18 protein-coding genes are annotated in these 19,309 nt (G+C 67.2%); 15 read left to right on the top strand and 3 right to left on the bottom strand.

Translation table 11 applies throughout. From position 1 onward, the window contains the following. The first annotated feature begins 1 nt into the window (after position 1). The 7 genes from AC5JDC_RS01360 (at position 2) to AC5JDC_RS01330 (ending at position 7,464) form a co-directional block, all read left to right on the top strand. Positions 2-553, top strand: coding sequence for a pyridoxamine 5'-phosphate oxidase family protein (locus tag AC5JDC_RS01360; protein WP_495838427.1), 552 nt, complete (start codon positions 2-4; stop codon positions 551-553). Then, the gene (locus AC5JDC_RS01355) at positions 553-1,503 is read left to right on the top strand and encodes an FAD-binding oxidoreductase (protein WP_495838425.1); all 951 of its coding nucleotides are present in this window, start codon (positions 553-555) and stop codon (positions 1,501-1,503) included. Before AC5JDC_RS01360 ends, AC5JDC_RS01355 begins: the two co-directional genes overlap by 1 nt. A gap of 146 nt (positions 1,504-1,649) precedes the next feature. After that, entirely contained in the window at positions 1,650-2,816 is a 1,167-nt protein-coding gene (locus AC5JDC_RS01350) for an NAD(P)/FAD-dependent oxidoreductase (RefSeq protein ID WP_495838423.1), read from the top strand. After that, the gene (locus tag AC5JDC_RS01345; RefSeq protein ID WP_495838421.1) at positions 2,816-4,663 is read left to right on the top strand and encodes a branched-chain amino acid ABC transporter ATP-binding protein/permease; all 1,848 of its coding nucleotides are present in this window, start codon (positions 2,816-2,818) and stop codon (positions 4,661-4,663) included. The genes AC5JDC_RS01350 and AC5JDC_RS01345 overlap by 1 nt, the downstream gene beginning before the upstream one ends. A 32-nt stretch (positions 4,664-4,695) precedes the next feature. Further along, positions 4,696-5,868 carry an ABC transporter substrate-binding protein gene (locus tag AC5JDC_RS01340; protein ID WP_495838419.1) on the top strand — a complete coding sequence of 391 codons (1,173 nt, stop codon included), beginning with the start codon at positions 4,696-4,698 and terminating at the stop codon, positions 5,866-5,868. A gap of 4 nt (positions 5,869-5,872) precedes the next feature. Next, positions 5,873-6,577, top strand: a complete 705-nt coding sequence (locus tag AC5JDC_RS01335; protein ID WP_495838417.1) for an ABC transporter ATP-binding protein — start codon at positions 5,873-5,875, stop codon at positions 6,575-6,577. Between the two features lie 5 nt (positions 6,578-6,582). Beyond that, positions 6,583-7,464 carry a branched-chain amino acid ABC transporter permease gene (locus AC5JDC_RS01330; protein ID WP_495838415.1) on the top strand — a complete coding sequence of 294 codons (882 nt, stop codon included), beginning with the start codon at positions 6,583-6,585 and terminating at the stop codon, positions 7,462-7,464. 12 nt (positions 7,465-7,476) lie between these two features. Here AC5JDC_RS01330 and AC5JDC_RS01325 read toward each other — a convergent pair whose 3' ends face one another. From AC5JDC_RS01325 to AC5JDC_RS01315, 3 genes are all read right to left on the bottom strand, one after another. Further along, positions 7,477-8,466, bottom strand: a complete 990-nt coding sequence (locus tag AC5JDC_RS01325; RefSeq protein WP_495838413.1) for an alginate lyase family protein — start codon at positions 8,464-8,466, stop codon at positions 7,477-7,479. A 116-nt stretch (positions 8,467-8,582) separates the two neighbouring features. Next, the gene (locus tag AC5JDC_RS01320; protein ID WP_495838411.1) at positions 8,583-9,656 is read right to left on the bottom strand and encodes a LacI family DNA-binding transcriptional regulator; all 1,074 of its coding nucleotides are present in this window, start codon (positions 9,654-9,656) and stop codon (positions 8,583-8,585) included. A gap of 133 nt (positions 9,657-9,789) precedes the next feature. After that, positions 9,790-10,560: an L-iditol 2-dehydrogenase gene (locus AC5JDC_RS01315; protein WP_495838409.1), complete on the bottom strand. Its 771-nt coding sequence runs from the start codon at positions 10,558-10,560 to the stop codon at positions 9,790-9,792. A 245-nt stretch (positions 10,561-10,805) separates the two neighbouring features. Between AC5JDC_RS01315 and AC5JDC_RS01310 the strand changes: the two genes are divergently transcribed. The 8 genes from AC5JDC_RS01310 (at position 10,806) to AC5JDC_RS01275 (ending at position 19,190) form a co-directional block, all read left to right on the top strand. Next, positions 10,806-11,903, top strand: a complete 1,098-nt coding sequence (locus AC5JDC_RS01310) for a sugar ABC transporter substrate-binding protein (RefSeq protein ID WP_495838407.1) — start codon at positions 10,806-10,808, stop codon at positions 11,901-11,903. Positions 11,904-12,089: 186 nt separating this feature from the next. Continuing rightward, positions 12,090-13,007: an ABC transporter permease gene (locus AC5JDC_RS01305; RefSeq protein WP_495838405.1), complete on the top strand. Its 918-nt coding sequence runs from the start codon at positions 12,090-12,092 to the stop codon at positions 13,005-13,007. Next, on the top strand, positions 13,004-14,530 hold the full coding sequence (locus tag AC5JDC_RS01300; protein WP_495838403.1) for a sugar ABC transporter ATP-binding protein: 1,527 nt from the start codon (positions 13,004-13,006) through the stop codon (positions 14,528-14,530). Before AC5JDC_RS01305 ends, AC5JDC_RS01300 begins: the two co-directional genes overlap by 4 nt. Beyond that, positions 14,527-15,486 carry an ABC transporter permease gene (locus tag AC5JDC_RS01295; RefSeq protein WP_495838401.1) on the top strand — a complete coding sequence of 320 codons (960 nt, stop codon included), beginning with the start codon at positions 14,527-14,529 and terminating at the stop codon, positions 15,484-15,486. The genes AC5JDC_RS01300 and AC5JDC_RS01295 overlap by 4 nt, the downstream gene beginning before the upstream one ends. Before the next feature lie 10 nt (positions 15,487-15,496). After that, positions 15,497-16,285, top strand: coding sequence for an SDR family NAD(P)-dependent oxidoreductase (locus tag AC5JDC_RS01290; protein WP_495838399.1), 789 nt, complete (start codon positions 15,497-15,499; stop codon positions 16,283-16,285). Positions 16,286-16,438: 153 nt separating this feature from the next. After that, positions 16,439-17,452: a taurine ABC transporter substrate-binding protein gene (gene tauA / locus AC5JDC_RS01285; RefSeq protein WP_495838397.1), complete on the top strand. Its 1,014-nt coding sequence runs from the start codon at positions 16,439-16,441 to the stop codon at positions 17,450-17,452. Between the two features lie 107 nt (positions 17,453-17,559). Then, positions 17,560-18,333, top strand: a complete 774-nt coding sequence (locus AC5JDC_RS01280) for a taurine ABC transporter ATP-binding protein (protein ID WP_495838395.1) — start codon at positions 17,560-17,562, stop codon at positions 18,331-18,333. Beyond that, the gene (locus tag AC5JDC_RS01275) at positions 18,330-19,190 is read left to right on the top strand and encodes an ABC transporter permease subunit (protein WP_106770772.1); all 861 of its coding nucleotides are present in this window, start codon (positions 18,330-18,332) and stop codon (positions 19,188-19,190) included. Before AC5JDC_RS01280 ends, AC5JDC_RS01275 begins: the two co-directional genes overlap by 4 nt. The last annotated feature ends 119 nt before the right edge of the window (positions 19,191-19,309 follow it).

Raw genomic sequence — 19,309 nt, 5'->3', positions numbered from 1 at the left:
CATGGGCCTGGGCTGGCGGACCATTCCCGACGACATGCGTGCTTTTATCGAGGCGCAGAAACTGTTCTTCGTGGCGACGGCGCCGACTGACGGGCGGGTCAACCTCTCCCCCAAGGGCCTCGACACGCTGCGCGTGCTCGACGAGCGCACCGTCGCCTATCTCGACCTCACCGGCAGCGGCAACGAGACGGCCGCGCATGTCACCGAGAACGGGCGCATGACCATGATGTTCTGCGCCTTCAACGGCGAGCCGATGACGCTGCGCCTCTACGGCAGAGCCGAGTTGGTCCGCCCGGATCATCCGGAATGGACGAACCTCCTGGCGCTCTTTCCCGAGTTTCCGGGAACGCGCCAGATCTTCCGCCTCGCTGTCGACAGCGTTGCCACCTCCTGCGGCTGGAGCATCCCGGCCGTCGGCGAGATGCGGGAGCGTGACGAGCTGATCGACTGGGCGAAGGCCAAGGGCGAGGATGGGATCGAAGCCTACCGGCTCGCCAACAACGTCGTCAGCATCGACGGCCTGCCGACCGGCTACGTGTCCGACGACTTCTGATGAGCCTTTCCGACGCCATATCGCTTGCCTTCGCCGACGGCGAGGTCATGCATTTCCCTGCTGTGACGGGAGACAGCGTGCTGGCGTCCGCGGAGAAGGCAGGCAACGTGCTCGCGTCCAACTGCCGCGAAGGCACCTGCCGGACCTGCGCGGCGCGCAACAACGAGGGCGAGGAGGTGCTGCTGTGCATCGAGCCTGCCCGCGGCGGCCTATCGCTCAAGCTGCCCTACCGCCGTACCGACGTGACGCCGCCGTCGCTGCGCCGCGCCAAGATCAACGGTTTTTCGCGAGTATCCAGTTCGGTCTGGGAGCTGCGCTACCGCCTGCAGTTTCCCCTGTCGTTCCTGCCCGGCCAGTATGTCGAGGCGACGTTTCCCGGGCTGGACGAGCCGCGCCGTTTCTCCATGGCCAATGCGCCTTCGGAGAAGGAACAAGTTCTGCACGTCCGGGAGCTTCCCGGCGGCGGCATGTCCGCCTATCTCGGCGGGCGGGCGAAGCCGGAGGACGCGTTCACCGTGCGCGGGCCGTTTGGCGTCTTCTACCTGCGCTCGACGTCCCGGCCGAAACTGTTCGTCGCCGGCGGCACCGGACTGGCGCCGATCATGTCGATGCTGGCGAGCATCGATCCCGATACCGCCCCGCCGCTCGCCGTCGTCGCCGGCTTCACATCGGACGAGGACGCCTATGCGATCGAGGAGCTGCGCGGCCTCGGTCAGAGGCTGCCGCTGCAACTGATCCTTGCCGCCGACCGTGCCGGCTCGTCGTGGAGCGGCATGAAAGCCAATCCGGTCGAGGCGGTGCGTTTCGTGAAAGCCGTTCCGCTCGGCCCCGGCACCGAAGCTTATCTGTGCGGCCCGCCCGGAATGGTCGCGGCCGCCCGTCAGGCGCTGTCCGCACATGGCCTGTCGGATTCCGACGTGTTCAACGAGGCATTCACCCATGCTCCCTGACCGATACGGCACCGTTCCAGGGGTGGTATGGACCACTGAAGAGAAACAAACATATCAAATGAGAGATATCATTGGTGAAGAGATATTGACGCAGAGGAACGCCTCGTTCTAGCGTGCGTGCAACAGCGGAGACTGTGGGGAACCCAATGGGGAACGGAAGCGACGTCATCGTCGTCGGCGCCGGCATCGTCGGATCGAGCGCGGCCTATCACCTCGCTGCCGAAGGCGCTTCGGTCACGCTGATCGAGCAGTCGCATCCGGCCGGCGGGCCGACCGGCAAATCCTCCGCCCTGCTGCATGCCTTCTACCTGATGCCCGAACTGTCGCAGCTCGCCATCCGCGGCCGGGACATCCTCGTTTCCTTGCCGGAGATTGCTTGCGAGGGGGCCTTCGTCACCCAGATCGGCATGATGTGGGTATGCGGAAAGGACAATGCGGAAAGCTGGAGTGCCGCCGCCGAGCGCATCCGCGGCGAGGGCGCGGCGATGGAGACGCTGACGCCGCAGGCTTTCGCCGACGCTGCTCCGGGCTTTGCGCTCGACGACGTGGCGCTTGCCATCTGGGAGCCGGAATACGGCTATGCCGACGCCTTCGGTGCCACCAACGCCATCGCCCGCGCCGCGCGCGGCAAAGGCGCCAGGCTCATGCAGAACACGCCCGTTACCCGGCTGCTGCGGCAGGGCGACCGGGTGACGGGCGTCGAGCTGAAGGACGGCGCCTGTCTGGAGGCGGATACGGTCGTGCTGGCCGCCGGGCCGTGGACGCGGCGGCTGCTGGCGACCGTCCAGCTCGACCTGCCGCTGCATGTCGAGCGCCATCCGATGGCGGTGCTGGACGCCGGCGGCAAGGCGCGGCAGGTGATGCCCTTCGCCTGGTGCGACGACATCTCCTGCAACTATGCTCGGCCCGACAATGACGGCGTCATCCTCGCCGGTACCTGGGCCGGCGGCGGCACCGGCGTGCGCCACGAGGAGGCCGTGCGGCCGCGTTTGGTCGAGGACCCCGATCACTACATGGAAGGCATGGACGAGGCCGAGTCGGTGGAGATCGTCGAAACCTTCGCCACCCGCGTCCCGGCCATGCTCGAACTCGGCATCCGGCCGGGCTACGCCGGGCTCTACGACATGAGCCCCGACGATCTGCCGGTGATCGGCGCCATGCCGGGCGTCGAGGGGCTGGTCGTCTCGGCGGGCTCGTCCGGGCACGGCTTCAAGACCGGTCCGGCCGTCGGCGAGGCGATCGCGCATCTGGTGACGCGGGGGCCGCAGCCGATCCTGGCGCCGTTCTCGCCCGCCCGCTTCAGGGCGGCATGATGGTGTCGGTGACGGCGAGCGAAACGAGGTCGCGGCCGTTCCTGCCGGCCGCCTTCCGCAATGCCTTTGTCGATGCGCTCGCCATGGTCGCGGTGCTGGTGCTCGCGGGCTTGGCTGTCTTCCTGTTCGGCGGGGCGGCGATGCAGCGTGTCGTCACTTATGCCGCGATCATGCTGACGGCGGTGCTCGGGCTGCAGATCTTCTCCGGCAACACCGGCATCGTCTCCTTCGGCCATGCCGCGTTCGTGGGGCTCGGCGCCTACGCCACCGGCATTCTCACCATGCCGGCCGCCTTGCAGCGCACCGCGCTGCGCGACCTGCCGCCATTCCTCGCCGGCCACGAGCTCTCCTTCTTCGCCGCGCTCGCCGTAGTGCTGGTGCTGGCCGTGCTGATCGGCCTCCTCACCGGCACGCCGCTGCTGAGACTTTCCGGGTCGAGCATGGCGATCGCCACTCTGGCCATGCTGATCATTGTCTACACGCTGCTGGTGGCGAGCCGCGAGATCACGCGTGGTAGCCAGCCCTTCTACGGCGTGCCGCGCGAGGTGGGCCTGTGGACGGCTGTCGTCGTGGCGTCGATCGCATTGCTCGCGGCGCGGCTGTTTCGTGAGACATCGTTCGGCCTTGCCGCCCGCGCCGCCGCGGACGACGAGCGCGGCGCCGCGGCCGTCGGCGTCGACCACCGCACAGCGCGGATCGCCGCCTGGGTTCTGAGCGCGGTCGCCGCCATGGCCGCCGGCGCGATGATGGCGCAGTTCCTCGGCGCATTCTCGCCGCGCGACTTCTATTTCGACCTCGGCTTCACGCTGCTCGCCATGTTGATCGTCGGCGGCATGAGTTCCTCGCTCGGTGCCTTTGCCGGCGTCGTGGTGACGATCGTCGTCGTCGAGGTGGTGCGCCGCTTCGAGGGCGGCGGGGTGGTGCTCGGCTTCCAGTTGCCCGTCCTGTTCGGCCTGACCCAGGGTATGCTCGCCGTCGCCATGATCCTGGTCATCTGGCGGCGCCCGACCGGCCTGTTCGGCGACCGCGAGCTCGACCTGCTGCGTCGCTCGGAAAGCGCTTCCATCGCAGCCTCGGCGGAGCCGGCGCGGCGGGCGGACAGCGGCCGGGTCGCCGCCGACCATCTGACCCGGCGTTATGCCGGCGTAGTCGCGGTCGACGACGTGACGCTTTCTTTTGGCACCGACAGCATCACCGGCATCATCGGCCCCAACGGCGCCGGCAAGACGACGCTGCTCAACATGCTGGCCGGCGACGTCCAGCCGAGCGCCGGCAGCGTCTCGATCGGCATACCGGTCGGCAAGGCATCGGCCTTTCGTTTCGCCCGCGCCGGTATCGCCCGTACTTTCCAGAACATCCGCATTTTTCCGCGCATGACGGTGCTGGAGAATGTCGTGGTCTCCGCCCGCCAGGTCGAACCGGACCTCGCCGCCGCCGAAGCCGCCGCCATGCGCGAGCTCGCCCGCATGGGGCTGGAGGCGTTTGCCGATCGGCCGGCCGCAGGGCTCGCCTACGGCTTGCGCAGGCGACTCGAGGTGGCGCGCGCTCTGGCGCTGAAGCCGCGCTTCCTGCTGCTCGACGAGCCGGCGGCGGGCATGAACGCGGTGGAGACGGCGGAGCTGGTTGCCATCCTCGCGACGGTGCGCGCCGAGCGGCGCATCGGCGTCATCCTGATCGAGCACGACATGCGGCTGGTCATGAATCTGTGCGAGCGCGTCGTCGTCATCGACCACGGCCGGGTCATCGCCGACGGCGCGCCGCCCGAGGTGCAGACCAATCCGGCCGTCGTCGCCGCCTATCTCGGCAGCCGCACCGCCCGCGCCCACATGGACGCCAAGACAGACTGAACCACAACCGGGAACACAGAAGGAGACAAGACATGCCCACGAGCCTTTACCGCCGTCACCACGCAGCGCTGTGCGCCGCCGTCTTCGGCATTGCCCTGACCGCCGCTCCGGCGCTCGCGGAAGAGATCATCATCGGCGCCGCCACCGCCCAGACCGGAGGGCTGGCGCCCTACGACCAGCCGGCACTGGCCGGCCTTCGCATGGCGCTGGACGAGCTCAACGCCAAGGGTGGGCTCGGCGGCAAGTACAAGGTGAACCTCATCATCAAGGACACCCGCTCCGACACCGCCCAGACCGCTACCGTGGCGCAGGAACTGATCGACGCCGGCGCCAAGATCATGATCACGCCCTGCGACGCCGACCCGTCGATCTCCGCCGGCCAGCTCACTCAGCCGCTCGGCATCCCGACGCTGACGCTCTGCGGCTCCGCGCCGGTGCTCACCGAGGCGGTCGGCGACGTCATGTTCGGCACCTACCCGGCCGACAACGTGCAGGCGACCGCAGTCGCCGACTTCGCCATCGCCGAGGGCAAGAAGAAGGTCTTCCTGCTCACCTCGCCGGACGCCACCTACACCGCCAATCTTCCCGAATATTTCGGAAAAGTGTTCGAGAAAAAGGGAGGAACCGTCGTCGGACGCGGCACTTTTACGATGGGACAGCCTGATTTTTCGGCTGAAATCACCAACATTAAGGGCCTCGCCGACCAGCCGGACCTGATCATGACGGCGGCCTACGAGCCGGATTTCCCGGCTTTCATCCAGCAATTGCGCGCCGCCGGCGTGACCATCCCCGTCTACGGCGCCGACGCCATCGGCACGCCGACCATCAAGGGGCTCGGCAGCCTGGTCGACGGCGTGGTGTTCACCGCCGCCGGTTACGCAGAACCGGGCAGCAAGCTGGAGGCCTTCAACGCCGCCTTCGCCAAGCATGCCGGCCATGCGCCGGAATCGACCTATGAGGTGAACGGCTACGAGATCGGACTGATCCTCGACGAGGCGGTGAAGACGGCCGGCTCCGACGATCCGAAGGCGATCCGCGACGCCATCGCCAACCTCAAGGATTTCGAGGGCATTACCGGCAAGATCACCTATGCCGGCACCGACCGCATGCCGCTCAGGCCGGTGGCGCTGATGCGCTACGAGGGCGGCGAGCAGAAGCATGTCGAGACGGTCACGCCGGACGCAGCCGACGTCCCGGCGCCGTGACGCCATGCTTGCCGTCGAAGCCCTGAAGATCCGGTACGGCGAGGTCGAGGCGGTGCGCCGCGTCGACCTTTCCGTGGGCGGCGGCGAGATCATCGCGCTGGTCGGCGCCAACGGCGCCGGCAAGAGCTCGACGCTCGGCGCCATTGCCGGCCTGGTGGCGCCGGCGGCCGGCCGGATCGTCTTCGACGGCACAGACATAACGGGGAAGCCGCCGGAGACGATCTCGCGCCGCGGCGTCTCGCTGGTGCCAGAGGGGCGACGCATCTTCGCCAGCCTCAGCGTGGCAGAGAATTTGCGCCTTGGCGGGGCGATGCATCTCGCGGCGCCTGAAGCCAAGGCGCGCGAGGAAGAGATGCTCGATCTTTTTCCGATTCTGAGGCGCTACCACCGCATCAAGGGCGGCAACCTTTCCGGCGGCGAGCAGCAGATGCTGGCGATCGCGCGTGCCCTGATGGCCAAGCCCCGCCTCATCCTGCTTGACGAACCGTCGCTTGGGCTCGCGCCGCGGATGATCGACACGGTGTTCGACCTGATCGCCGATTTACGCCGCAACGGCCTCACCGTGCTTTTGGTCGAGCAGAACGTGGCGCTAGCGCTGGAGATCGCCGACCGCGCCACCGTGCTTGCCAATGGCGAGGCGGTGTTGGCTGGCACGGCGAAGGAACTCGCCACCTCCGACCTCGTCCGCCAAGCCTATCTCGGAGCTTAGGAAAAATGGTCGCGCAGCAGATCATCAATGCGGTGAGCCTCGGTGGCGTCTACGCGCTGCTGGCGCTCGGCCTGGCGATCGTCTTCTCCATCGTCGGATTGATCAACTTCGCCCATGGCGAGCTGATGACTGTCTCCGGCTATGCGCTGCTGGCCTCGCTGTTTCTCGGCTTTCCCTTTCCGGCTGCCGTTCTCGCCGCGGTCGCCTGCGGCGCGCTGGCGGCGGTCGCCATGGAGCGTGTCGCCTTCCGGCCGATGCGCGGTGCCAGCATAACCAGCCTGCTGCTCACCAGCTTCGCGGTCTCCAGCCTGCTGAAGGTCGTCTTCCAGAACGGTGTCTCGGCGCGACCGCAGGCGATCGCCATGCCGAGCTGGATGACCGGCGCCTTCTCACTTGGCGACTTCACCATCGGGGTGGGGCCGACCATCTCCATCGTCGTCTCCGTGCTGGCGCTGATCGCGCTGGAGGTTTTCCTGCGCCGCTCGGTCACCGGCACGGCGATGCGTGCCGCGGCCGAGGATTTCGACGTGGTGCGGCTGCTGGGCATTCCGGCGAGCCGGATCATCGCCACCGCCTTCCTCCTCTCCGGCCTGCTCGCTGGGCTCGCCGCCATGCTATGGGTGGCGCAGCGCGCCTCCGTCGACCCGCTGATGGGGTTTACTCCCGTGCTGAAGGCCTTCATCGCCGCCGTCGTCGGCGGCCTGGGCAGCCTGCCCGGCGCGGTCGCCGGCGGCTTCCTGCTCGGCGTGATCGAGGTGTTTTTGCAGGCGACGCTGCCTGCGGCGGCCGCGCCTTACCGCGACGCCATCGTGCTGTCCGGCGTCATCGCCGTGCTGCTCGTCCGCCCACAGGGGCTGATCCCGGCGGTGCGCATCCAGCGGAGCTGAGAAGATCGCCAATCACTGGGCGTCGTTCATCGCGTCGTAGAGCATGCATACGTTCCCGCCCAGCCGCCGCAGCGACGGGCATTTGCCTGCTTCGAGGCCCGGTGTCGGGGATGCGGCTATTGTCCGGTATAGGCGAAGCCATGACCGCGCGTAGGCGGCGGGCTCCTGCGGTGCGCCCGCCGCGTCCGCGAGCGTGGCCGGGTCTTTCGCGGCCCGGTCCACCAGGGACATGAGGCGTGCCAGCCGCGGGTCCTGCACGAAGGGCTCGCCGGCGGATTTGGTCAGGACGAGGGTCAAGCCGAAGAGCGCCTGCGCCGCGAAGGCGTGGTAGGAGGTTGCCTTGCTTCCGCGCTCCAATTCCATCGGCAGGGTGCCGTCTTCCTGGATCGAGGATAGCGCTTCCTCCGCGACGCCCTTGCTCCAGTCCGTCAGTTCTGGATCGTCGAGGAGATAGCCCGTCGCGGCGACGGCGAAACCGATCCAGTGGTAGATGTTCGTCCGCGCCTTGGCGCCACGGTTCTCGACGCGGCGCTCGGCGTAGTCCAGAAGCTCCCGGGCCAGCGCGGAAAGCCATTCCTTCACGATCGCCGGCTGCTCGCGGTTGGTGAAATCGAGCTTGATGAGGCTCGCGGCTATCGTGCCGGCCGCCCAGACGCGGACGGCGTCCGCCTGGGCGGAGAAGGACGAGCCCAGCAGCGAACCTTCCTTCGCCCAAGCTTCCACCAGACCCATCGCGCAGCGCCGGTCGGCCTCGTCGCCGGTGCGTCCGTACCGGTCGGTCGTCTCGATCAGCAGATCGAGAAAACGCTCCAGCGATTGGCGCTTGGCGGTATTTTCGGCGGCGATCTCCGGATCTGCTACGGATCCCTGCCGGTCGACATAGACGTTCTTGGTCTGCAGTTCAGTGACGGCGTCGGGCGGCACCGGGCAAGCGGATGCAGCGCCGATGCCGCCGGCCAGCAGGAGCAGGACCAGCAGGGAGCCGGCAAATCCGCCTCTCATTCCGGACGGCTCATGGGCGATCGGTTCCTTTCCGTCGTGGGGCGCTGGGGAGCATCGAGGGGGAGCCTATCGATGGATCGCAACCATGTCTTCCCCGCAGCCGCGTCTTCGGCCGCTCAACTTCTCCGTGTCGTGGCACGCTCGATCAGGGGCGCCGAGACGATCATCGGCGCGACCGCCGGCGCGCCGCCGGCAGTGGCTGCCGTCACGACCGCGACAGCCTTGTCGACCATGCCCGCGGCATCGTGCAGGAATGTGGTCAGACCGACCGAGGCCCAGGACGCGGCGGGGATGTCGTCGAAGCCGGCGACCAGCACGTCCTCAGGAACGCGCAGGCCGAGCGACTGGCGCAAGGCGTCGATCGCGCCGATGGCAAGCAGATCGTTGGCGCAGAACAGAGCCTCGGGCCTCTGCCTGCCTGAAAACATCCTCAGTGCGGCGGCGAAGCCGCCTTCATAGCGGTAGTCGCCAGGTTCCACGGCCGGCGGCCGGGCGCCGAGTTCGGCCAGCCTGCCCTCGAAACCCTTGCGGCGATCGATGTTGGCACGGCTGCCGGCCGGGCCGGTGATGAATCCGAATGAGCGGGCGCCGCGCGCCACGAACAGGTCGGCGATGGTGCGGCCAGCCTCGACATTGTCGCAGGACACCGACGTGACCCAGTCGTTCTGGATGGCGGTATTGAAGGAGATCACCGGAATCCTCAGCCTGGCAAGCGCATCGGCGGCCTGCGGCGACAGGACGGCCAGGGCGCTGACGATCGCGTCGACCCGGTAGCTCGCCAGCTTCGGGATGACGTCGTCGAGCGCGTGGTCGCTATCGGCATGGACGATGAGGACCTGCTGCCCGGCGGCCTGGAATCTTACGGTGAACTCATCCAGCACCGTCGTGTAGAAGGGGTTGTACAGGCCGCCGACGACGATCGCCACGAGGTTGGACTTGTGGGTGAGCATGATGCGCGGGATCAGGCTCGGCCGGTAGTCGAGGCGCTTTGCGGCGTCCAGCACCTTCTGGCGCGTGACCTCCGAAACCTTGGCGCCGCCGCTGAAGGTCCGGGAGACAGCCGACTGCGACACGCCGGCCATGCGCGCGACATCCACCGAGGAGGCGTATTTCTTGCCGGCCTCGCGCACAAGATCCGCGTGGCCGGCCTGGCCCTGCGTGGCAGCGGCGGATTTCTTTCGGGCAGTCATCGAGCGATGTCCGACGTTCTGTGCTGCTGCCGGATTCCGGTATGGTCCACGCGATCTCCGAGAATTAGACGAAAATTCGGCTGCCAGCATCGCCGGCCCAGGCTTTTGGGACAACTGCCGGCCGTCTGCCCGCTCAGCTCATCCAGTTGCCGCCGTCGACGTTCAGCGTCTGCGCGACGATGTAGTCTGCGTCGTCGCTTGCCAGAAACACCGCCGCGCCGGCGATATCGGCGGGAACACCCATGCGGCCGTATGGGACGGCCTCGCCGACCAGCCGCTTTTTCTCGCCGATCGGGCGGTTCTCGTATTTGGCGAAGAGCGCGTCCACCACGTCCCACATCGGCGTGTCGATCACGCCCGGCGCGATGGCGTTGACGTTGATGCGGTGCTTGATGAGTTCCAGCGCGAGGCTCTGCGTGAGGCTGATCACGGCGGCCTTGCTGGCGCAGTAGACGGCGACGTTGGCCTCGCCGCGCCGGCCCGCCTGGCTGGAGAAATTGATGATCTTGCCGCCCTTGCCGGCGGCGATCATGCGCCTGGCGACGGCCTGGGCGGTGAACAGCAGGCCGCGCACGTTGATGTCGAACTGCCGGTCGAAATCGGCTTCGGTGATCTCGGCCAGCGGCGCCATGTTGAACACGGCGGCGCCGTTCACCAAAATGTCGACGGGGCCGAACCGATCCTGCACGTTCGCCGCCATCTCCTCGATCGAAGCGAGGCGGCTGACGTCGACGGCCGTGGCCGAAGCCTGCGGCCCGATCTCGGCAGCTGTCCTGGTCGCCTCATCGATCAAAAGATCCGCGATCACGACCCTGGCGCCTTCCTCCACATAGCGTTCGGCAATGGCGCGGCCGATGCCGCGGGCACCGCCGGTGATCAGCGCGAGCTTGTCCTTGAGCTTCATGTCTCTCCCCCTTGCGGATGTGGCCATTGACAGCGATAATCGATCGTGCATAGCTATGCACACCCATCGCAGGGGCGTCAATCCGCCCTCCAAGGACTGGATTGTCGATAATGTCCGCGACGGGTCAGGCGGGAGGAGAACCGCCTTCATGCATTGACGGCCGGCTATGAGAGGACATCGCCGGCCGATCCCAATTCGTCAGGAGAATGCAGGGCCGGGAGCCCATAATTCGGGAGGAGACGTCCATGACAAAGCATATCCTTGCCGTCACGATGCGCCGCTCGCTCGGCCGTCGCGATTTTCTGAAAGGGGCCACGCTGCTCGGCGCAGCCGGCGCGTTCCCCGCCATCATCACCAGCCGGAGCCTTGCGCAGGACAAGCCGACGGTGGTGAATTCGATCCGCTCGCTGTCCAATCCTTATCACGCGACCTGGAACAAGGGTGGCGCCGCCTTCGCCAAGTCCGTCGGCACCGAGTATGTGACGCTGGTGACCGAAGGGAACAGCGAGAAGGGTATCGCCGACATCAAGGCGATCCTGGCCAAGACCGGCGGCAATTGCGTCGTCAATGTCGATCCCAATGACAGCCCAGACGCACGGCCTATCGTCGAGGCCTGCAAGGCCGCCGGTGCCTATGTGGTGACGCAGTGGAACAAGCCGGCCGACCTGCATCCCTGGGACTTCGACCCCAACTACGTCGCCCATATCTCGTTCAGCGGCGTGCCCTATGGCAAGGCGATGGCCGAGACGCTGATCAAGGCGATGGGCGGCAAGGGTGGCATCGTCGCGCTGGGCGGCATCGAATCCAACGTGCCGGCTATCGAGCGCAAGGCCGGGCTCGAGGAGGCGCTGAAGGACAACCCGGATGTCAAGCTGCTCGACATGCAGGTGGCCAACTGGTCGGCCACCGAGGCGCTTGAGAAGACCAATGCCTGGCTCACCCAGTTCGGCGACGAGATCGGCGGCATCTGGGCGGCCAATGACGACATGGCGCTCGCCGCCGTGGAAGCGCTGCGCGCCGACGGCCGCGCCGGCAAGGTGCCGGTGACCGGCATCGACGGCATCCAGCTTGCGGTGGAGGCGATCCAGAAGGGCGAACTCGCCGGCACCGTCGCCTGGGACCCGTACTGGCAGGGCGGAATGGGCCTGTCGATCGGCTACCACGCCAAGACCGGCACCTTCGATCCGGCCAAGGAAGGGCACGAGCATCGCGAATTCTACGGCACCGGCGTGATCATCTCGGCGGAGAACGCCCAGTCCTTCTACGACAGCAACATCAAGTCGGAGCCGCAGCTCGACTGGAACGACATCTGGGGCCGCGTCAGCGGCCAGATCAAGTACTGATCGAGGCAGCGCGGGCGGCCAATTCTCGCCCGCGCGTCTTCCGCTCCGCCCCGTCCCGCAGCCGCCGGCTTTTGTTTCCAAGCGCGATCAGATCACGGAATGGCGACCCTGAGCACGACCGAAGCGACAGAGCATGCCCAATCGCCAAAGCCGGTCCGAAAATTCCGGCTGGCGTCGTGGGCGCCGTTGGCCATCCTCCTCCTGCTTTGCGTGATCATCGCGCTGATCAACCCGAACTTCCTGAGCTTCGGCAATCTGGTGCGCATCAGCCAGGCGGCGATGATCCCGCTGGTGCTCGGCCTCGGGGCGACCTTCATCATCCTGATGGGCTCGATCGACCTGTCGGTCGAGGGCGTGCTGACGTTGTCGGCGGTGATGCTGTCGATGCTGGTGCTGAACGGCGCCAACGTCAACGATTACGGCTTGCTGGCGGTGCTGTTCGTGCTCGCGGCCGGCGCGGCGGTCGGTTTCGTCAACGGCGTGGTGCATGTGCGGCTCAAGGTGCCGTCCTTCATGACGACGCTCGGCGTCTGGTTCATCGGCGTCGGCGTCGCCAATGCGCTGCTCGGCGGCATGGCGATCCGCGTCAACGATCCGTGGGTGAGGGGGCTGGCGATCGAGCGTTTCCTCGGCTTTCCCTGGGGCGTCTGGCTGGCAGGCGCATGCCTTGTCGTCGCGCTGGTCATCCAGAACCATACCCGTCTCGGCCGCCACATCTATGCGCTCGGCGGCGGCGAGGAGCTTGCCGCGCTCTCCGGCATCTCGGTGGCACGCGTGCGCATACTGGCCTTTACGCTGGCCGGTATCTTCTATGCCATAGGCGGCATCCTCGCGGCGGCGCAGCTCGGCCTCGGCAATGCTCAGATCGGCAATGGCCGGCTTTTCACCACCGTGACCGCCGTCGTCGTCGGTGGCACGGCGCTGTCGGGCGGGCAGGGCGGCGTGCTGCAGACGCTGGTCGGCGTGCTCATCGTCGTCGTGCTCGCCAACGGCATGGTGCTGATGGGCGTGCCGCCGAGCATCCAGATCGGCGTGCAGGGCCTGATGATCATCGCCGCGGTGGCCATGTCGATCGACCGCAAGCTGATGCGGATCGTCAAATGAGCGCCGCCGTCGTCCAGCCCGTACTGTCGCTGGTTGGCGTCGACAAGCGCTTTCCCGGCGTGCATGCGCTGAAGCACGTGTCGATCGACATCCGTCCCGGCGAGGTGGTCGGTTTGATCGGCGAGAACGGCGCCGGCAAGTCGACGCTGATGAAGATTCTTTCCGGCGTCTACCAGCACGATTCCGGCGAGATCCTGAAAGAAGGCAAGCCGACCCGCTTCCACGATGCCGCCGATGCCAACAGCAAGGGCATCGGCATGGTGTTCCAGGAGCAGTCGCTGCTCACCAACCTGACGGTGGGCGAGAACATCTATCTCGGCAACGAGAAGCAGTTCACGCGGCTGGGCATCGTCGACTGGCGGCGGCTCTACGACGCCGCGGCGCGGCAGCTCGCCAAGGTCAAGGTCGACGTCGATCCGCGTACCCGCACCGACGAACTCGGCTTTGCCACGCGCCAGATGGTCGAGCTCGCCAAGGCGCTGACGCTGGAGGAGAACGCCGCCGGCCATCTCGTCATCCTGCTCGACGAGCCGACCTCGGTGCTGGAGCGGGCCGAGATCGACATCCTGTTCGCGCGCGTGCGGGCGCTGAAGGCACGCGCTTCCTTCATCTTCGTGTCGCACCGGCTGGACGAGGTGCTGGAGCTGTCGGACCGCATCTATGTGATGAAGGACGGCGCCGTTGTCGGGGAACTCGAGGCGGCCGGCGCCGATGTCACCCGGCTGCACCAGATGATGGTGGGGCGCAGCCTGCAGGCCGAGTACTACCGCGAGCCGCTGCAAAAGCCGCACCGCAGCGAGGTGATGCTGGAGGCCGACGGCCTGACGCTGGCTGGCGCCTACAAGGACATAAGCTTCAAGCTGCATGCCGGCGAGATTCTCGGCATCGCCGGGGTCATCGGCTCGGGCCGCGAGGAACTGACGCGCACGCTGGCCGGGTTCGCGCCGCATGACGGCGGGCGCCTCTTGGTCGAAGCCAAGGAGGCGGTGCTGCGGACGCCGGCCGAGGCGGTGGACGCCGGCATCGGCTACATACCGCGCGAGCGCCGCGTCGAGGGGCTGGTGCTGTTCCTGCCGGTCGCGGCGAACATCACGCTGGCCGATCTCGGCGGGCTCACCCGCCATGGCCTGATCGACGCGCGCGAGGAACGCCGGCTGGCGTCGAACTGGGTGGACCGGCTGAAGATCCGGACGCCCTCCATCAACGCGCTCTGCCTCAACCTGTCGGGCGGCAACCAGCAGAAGGTGGTGCTCGCCAAATGGCTCAATGCCAGGGTGAAGATCCTCATCCTCGACCATCCGACGCGCGGTCTCGACGTTGGTGCCAAGGAGGAGGTGTACGAGCTTGTCCGCGCGGTCACGGCCGAGGGCGTCGCCGTGCTGCTCACCTCCGACACGCTGGAGGAAACGATCGGCCTCAGCCACACCGTGCTGGTGATGCGCGACGGCGAGATCACGCATCGCACGTCGGCCAATCCTGGTGAAAAACCGCGCCAGGTCGATCTGATCGGACACATGGTATGAACGGACGTCTCGACGGCTTGAGTGCTGAGCGGCTGCGGCAATGGCTGCCGCTGGCGACGCTTGTCGTCCTGGTGGTTCTGGTCGGCACGCTGCAGCCTGTCTTCCTGCAGCCGGCGACGCTGCTGCAGCTCGCCAGCGACACCGCGGTGCTGTTCATCCTGGCGACGGGCGTCACCTTCGTCATCATGCTCGGCGGCATCGACCTGTCCATCCAGTCGATGGCGTCGCTGGCCAGCGTCGTCGTGGCACTGACGGTGGCGCGGCTGGGCTACGGGGCCTTCGCGCTGGCGATCGCCATCGGGCTGGCAGCCGGCTTCCTCTCCGGGCTGGCGCATGTGCGGCTGAAAATCCCGTCCTTCATCGCGACGCTCGCCATGGGCGGCGTGCTCTACAGCGCTGCCCTGGTGATCTCGGGCGAGCGGTCGATCACGCTGGCCGATGCCGAGCGCTCCTATCAGAGCTGGATCACCGGCACGCTGTTCGGCGTGCCCGGCGTCATTGTCATCGGACTGGTCGTGCTGGTCGGCGCCCATGTCCTGCAGAGCCACACGCGCTTCGGCCGTTACAGCTCGGCGATCGGCGCCGGCGAGCCGGCGGCCTACGCGTCGGGCGTCAAGGTCGGCCGCCAGAAGATCATCGCCTTCGTGCTGTCGGGCGGATTCGCCGCGCTCGCCGGGGTAGTGCTCGCGGGGCGGCTGGCCAGCGGCTCGCCGACGCTCGCCGCCGAGCTGCTGCTGCCTTCCATCGCTGCCGTGGTAGTCGGCGGCACCGCGATCACCGGCGGCGTCGGCAGCATCTGGCGCACGCTGGTCGGCGCCCTGATCATATCGGTCGTGCGCATCGGCATGACCTTCCTTGGCGTCAACATCTTCGCCCAGAACATCGTGTTCGGCATCCTGCTGGTCGCCGCCGTTGCCATCACCATCGACCGGTCGAAGATACCGATCGTCAAATAGGAGTTTAGAGATGGACTTGAACCTTCGCGGGAAAGTCGCGGTGATCACCGGCGGGAGCATCGGCATCGGGCTGGCCGTGGCAGATGCGCTGGCCGCGGAAGGCGTCGACGTCGTCATGGCGGCACGCCAGCCGGAGCGGCTGGAGGAGGAGGCGAAGCGCGTTGCCGGACGCCATGGCGTCAGGACGCTGCCGGTCGCCTGCGACGTCGCCACCGCCGAAGGCACGCAAAAGCTGATCGCGGCGGTCGAAAGCTTCGGCGGCGCCGACATCCTGATCAACAATGCCGGCTCGGGCAGCAACGAGACGATCATGGAGGCGCCGGACGAGAAGTGGCAGCACTATTGGGAACTGCATGTGATGGCGGCGGTGCGGCTGGCGCGGGGCCTCGTGCCGGGCATGAAGCGGCGCGGCGGCGGCGTCATCCTGCACAATGCCTCGATCTGCGCTACGCAGCCGCTCTGGTACGAGCCGATCTACAACGTCACCAAATCGGCGCTGATGATGTTTTCCAAGACGCTGGCCAACGAGGTGATCAAGGACAATATCCGCGTCAACACCGTCAATGCCGGCCTCATCCTCACGCCGGACTGGATCAAGACCGCCAAGCAGCTCACCGCCGACAAGGGCGGCGACTGGGAAGGTTATCTCCAAGGCGTCGCAGACGAATACGCGCCGATCCGGCGCTTCGGCAAGCCGGAGGAACTAGCCGCCTTCTTCGTCTTCCTGTGTTCCGACCGGGCCTCCTACTCGGTCGGCTCGACCTACTATGTCGACGGCGGCATGCTGAAGACTGTGTGAGGCCGTCGCGGCGTACGCGATCCCGAAATGCCCACCGCAACGCTTGTGCCGGGAATCTTTTTCCGGCGGAGTACTTCTTGTGGAATGAATTAACTCTACAAGAACGATAGAATTAAGGGATCATGGAGGTGTCATCCTTTGGAGGTCACATCCATGTCCATTCTTTCCCGGCGCATGCTCCTGCTCTCGACGGCGGCGCTCGCCGCCGCGGTCACCGTCGCACCGGCCTCGGCCGACGACCTCAAGATCACCATCGCCTACCAGACGGTCGTCGAGCCATCAAAGGTGCCGCAGGCCGACGGCGCCTACGAAGCGGCGACCAAGGCCGCCATCGACTGGCGCAAGTTCGATTCCGGTGCCGACGTCATTGCGGCGATCGCCTCCGGCGCGGTCGACATCGGCTATGTCGGGTCGAGCCCGCTGGCCGCCGCGGCCAGCCGCGAACTACCGATCGAGACGATCTTCGTCGTCGGCCTCATCGGCGAATCCGAAGCATTGGTCGCCCGCAACGGCTCAGGCGTGGAAAAAGTAGCCGACCTCGCCGGCAAGAAGGTGGCCGTGCCCTTTGTCTCGACCACCCACTACAGTCTGCTGGCGGCGCTGAAGCATGAGCGCGTCGATCCCAAGTCGGTCGAGATCCTCAACCTCAGGCCGCCGGAGATCACCGCCGCCTTCGAGCGCGGTGACATCGATGCAGCCTATGTCTGGGATCCGGCGCTCGGCCAGATCAAAACCCGCGGCAAGACGGTGCTGGATTCGGCAAAAGTGGCCGAATGGGGCGCGCCGACCTTCGACGCCTGGATCGTGCGCGCCGACTTCGCGGCGGAACATCCGGAAGCCGTGCGCGACTTCGTCAACGTCACCGGCGCGGCCTATGCAGAGTATCTCGCCAAGCCGGAAGCGTGGTCGACGGCGTCGCCGCAGGCGGAGAAGATCGCCAGGCTGACCGGCGCAAAGGCCGAGGAGGTGCCGCGACTGCTGAAGGGCTACGTCTTCCCGACGCTCGAGGAGCAGGCATCGACGACGTTCCTCGGCGGCGGCACCGTCAAGGCGGTCGCCGCTACGTCCGAGTTCCTGAAGGAGCAGGGCAAGATCGACGCGGTGCTGCCCGACTACTCCAAATTCGTCACCAGCAAATACGTCTCCGAGGCGCTCGCCTCCAACTGACGGGGATGCGGCTGGCCTCAAGCCGCGCCCCGTCCGCACGCCGGACGGGATGAGGGCCGCCGGCGGGCGGACGTTCTTTCGTAAAAGCATGATCCTCGGGAAAGCCGATGCCGAAACTCGTCCTCGACCAGGTGTCCATCCGCTATGACGGCCAGCCGCGGCCGGCCGTGGAGCGCGTATCGCTCTCGATCGCCAACGGCGAGTTCGTCGTGCTGGTCGGCCGTTCGGGCTGCGGCAAGACCTCGCTGCTCAACGTCGCCGCGGGTTTCCTATCGCCGGCCGATGGCAAGGCGGCCGTGGATGGCGAGCCGATCGTCCAGCCGGGCGCCGACCACGCCGTCGTGTTCCAGAACGACGCCTTGTTCCCGTGGCTGACGGCGCGTGAGAACGTCGCCTTCGCCCTGCGGCTGCGCGGGGTGGCGCCGGCGCAACGGAGCCGGCGGGCGGACGATCTGCTGTCGCTGGTCAAGCTGCAGGGCAGCGGCGACAAGCGCGTCTGGGAGCTGTCCGGCGGCATGCGCCAGCGCGTAGGCCTTGCCCGGGCGCTTGCGGCCGAGCCGAACTTCCTGCTGCTCGACGAGCCGCTGGGCGCGCTCGATGCGCTGACGCGCGAGCGCATGCAGACCACGCTGCTCGATATCTGGGCCGCCAGCCGGGCGGGTGTGCTGATGGTCACGCATGGCATCGAGGAAGCGCTGGTCCTTGCCACTCGGATCGTCGTCCTGGCGCCGCATCCGGGGCATGTGGTCGGCGTCTTCGAGCCGACGTTCGGCCGCCGCTATCTTGCCGGAGAGCCGATCCGCAACATCAAGGCGGACCCGGCCTTCGCGGCGGCCCGCGGCGACCTGACCGATGCGATCTTCCAGGGAGAGCCGGCATGACGATGTCCTCCTATTCCGAACGGCCGGTGGCCAAGGCCGAACGTCCCGATCCGGTCGCCGTGCCGTGGCCGCCGGTCCGCCGGAGGAGCGGGACTGTCTCGGCGCGCACGATCAGCGCCGTCACGCTGCTCGCGCTGCTGCTCGCATGGACGCTGGCGGCGCGGCTGCAACTCGTCTCGCCGGTGTTCCTGCCGTCGCCGCTCGCCGTCTGGGGCAAGTTCCTGTCGGTGGCTCAGCAGGGTTTTGTCGACGCTACGCTGTTCCAGCATCTTGTCGCCAGCCTGGGGAGGGTCTTCGCCGCGCTGGCGGCGGCGGTGCTCGTCGGCGTGCCGGTCGGCTGGGCTATCGGCGCCACCACGATCGGCCGCGGCATCTTCGATCCGCTGCTGGAATTCCTGCGGCCGATCCCGCCGCTCGCCTATCTGCCGCTGATCGTCATCTGGTTCGGCATCGGCGAGCCGTCGAAGGTGCTGGTCATCGCGATCGCCATGCTGGCGCCGATCGCGCTGTCGACGGCGGCGGGCGTGCGCGGCGTCTCGCGCGAACGCATCAACGCCGCCCGGTCGCTCGGCGCGACCCGCGTCCAGGTGGTGCGGCATGTCGTGCTGCCGAGTGCGCTGCCTTCCACCCTGACCGGCCTGCGCATCGCGCTCGGCGCCGGCTGGACAACGCTGGTGGCGGCCGAACTGGTGGCGGCGACGCGTGGCCTCGGCTTCATGATCCAGTCGGCAGCCCAGTTTCTGGTGACGGACGTGGTGGTGATGGGCATCCTGGTGATTGCGGCGGTGGCGTTCGCGCTGGAATTCGTCATCCGCAGGATCGAGCGGGCGCTGGTGCCCTGGGCCGGACGCGACTAGTCGCCGATGGCGTTCGATTCGTCCGAGGATGCGAGCCGACGTCCCGACTTGCGCCCCGTACGACTGCGGAAATTTTGCCCGTCGGCCGGGCGATCTTTGGTTCGGAAATCTTCCCTTCG

This window comes from Kumtagia sp., from assembly GCF_059502445.1.
The sequence above is the reverse complement of the archived record's forward strand: the minus strand, read 5'-3'. Positions and strand labels throughout refer to the sequence as shown.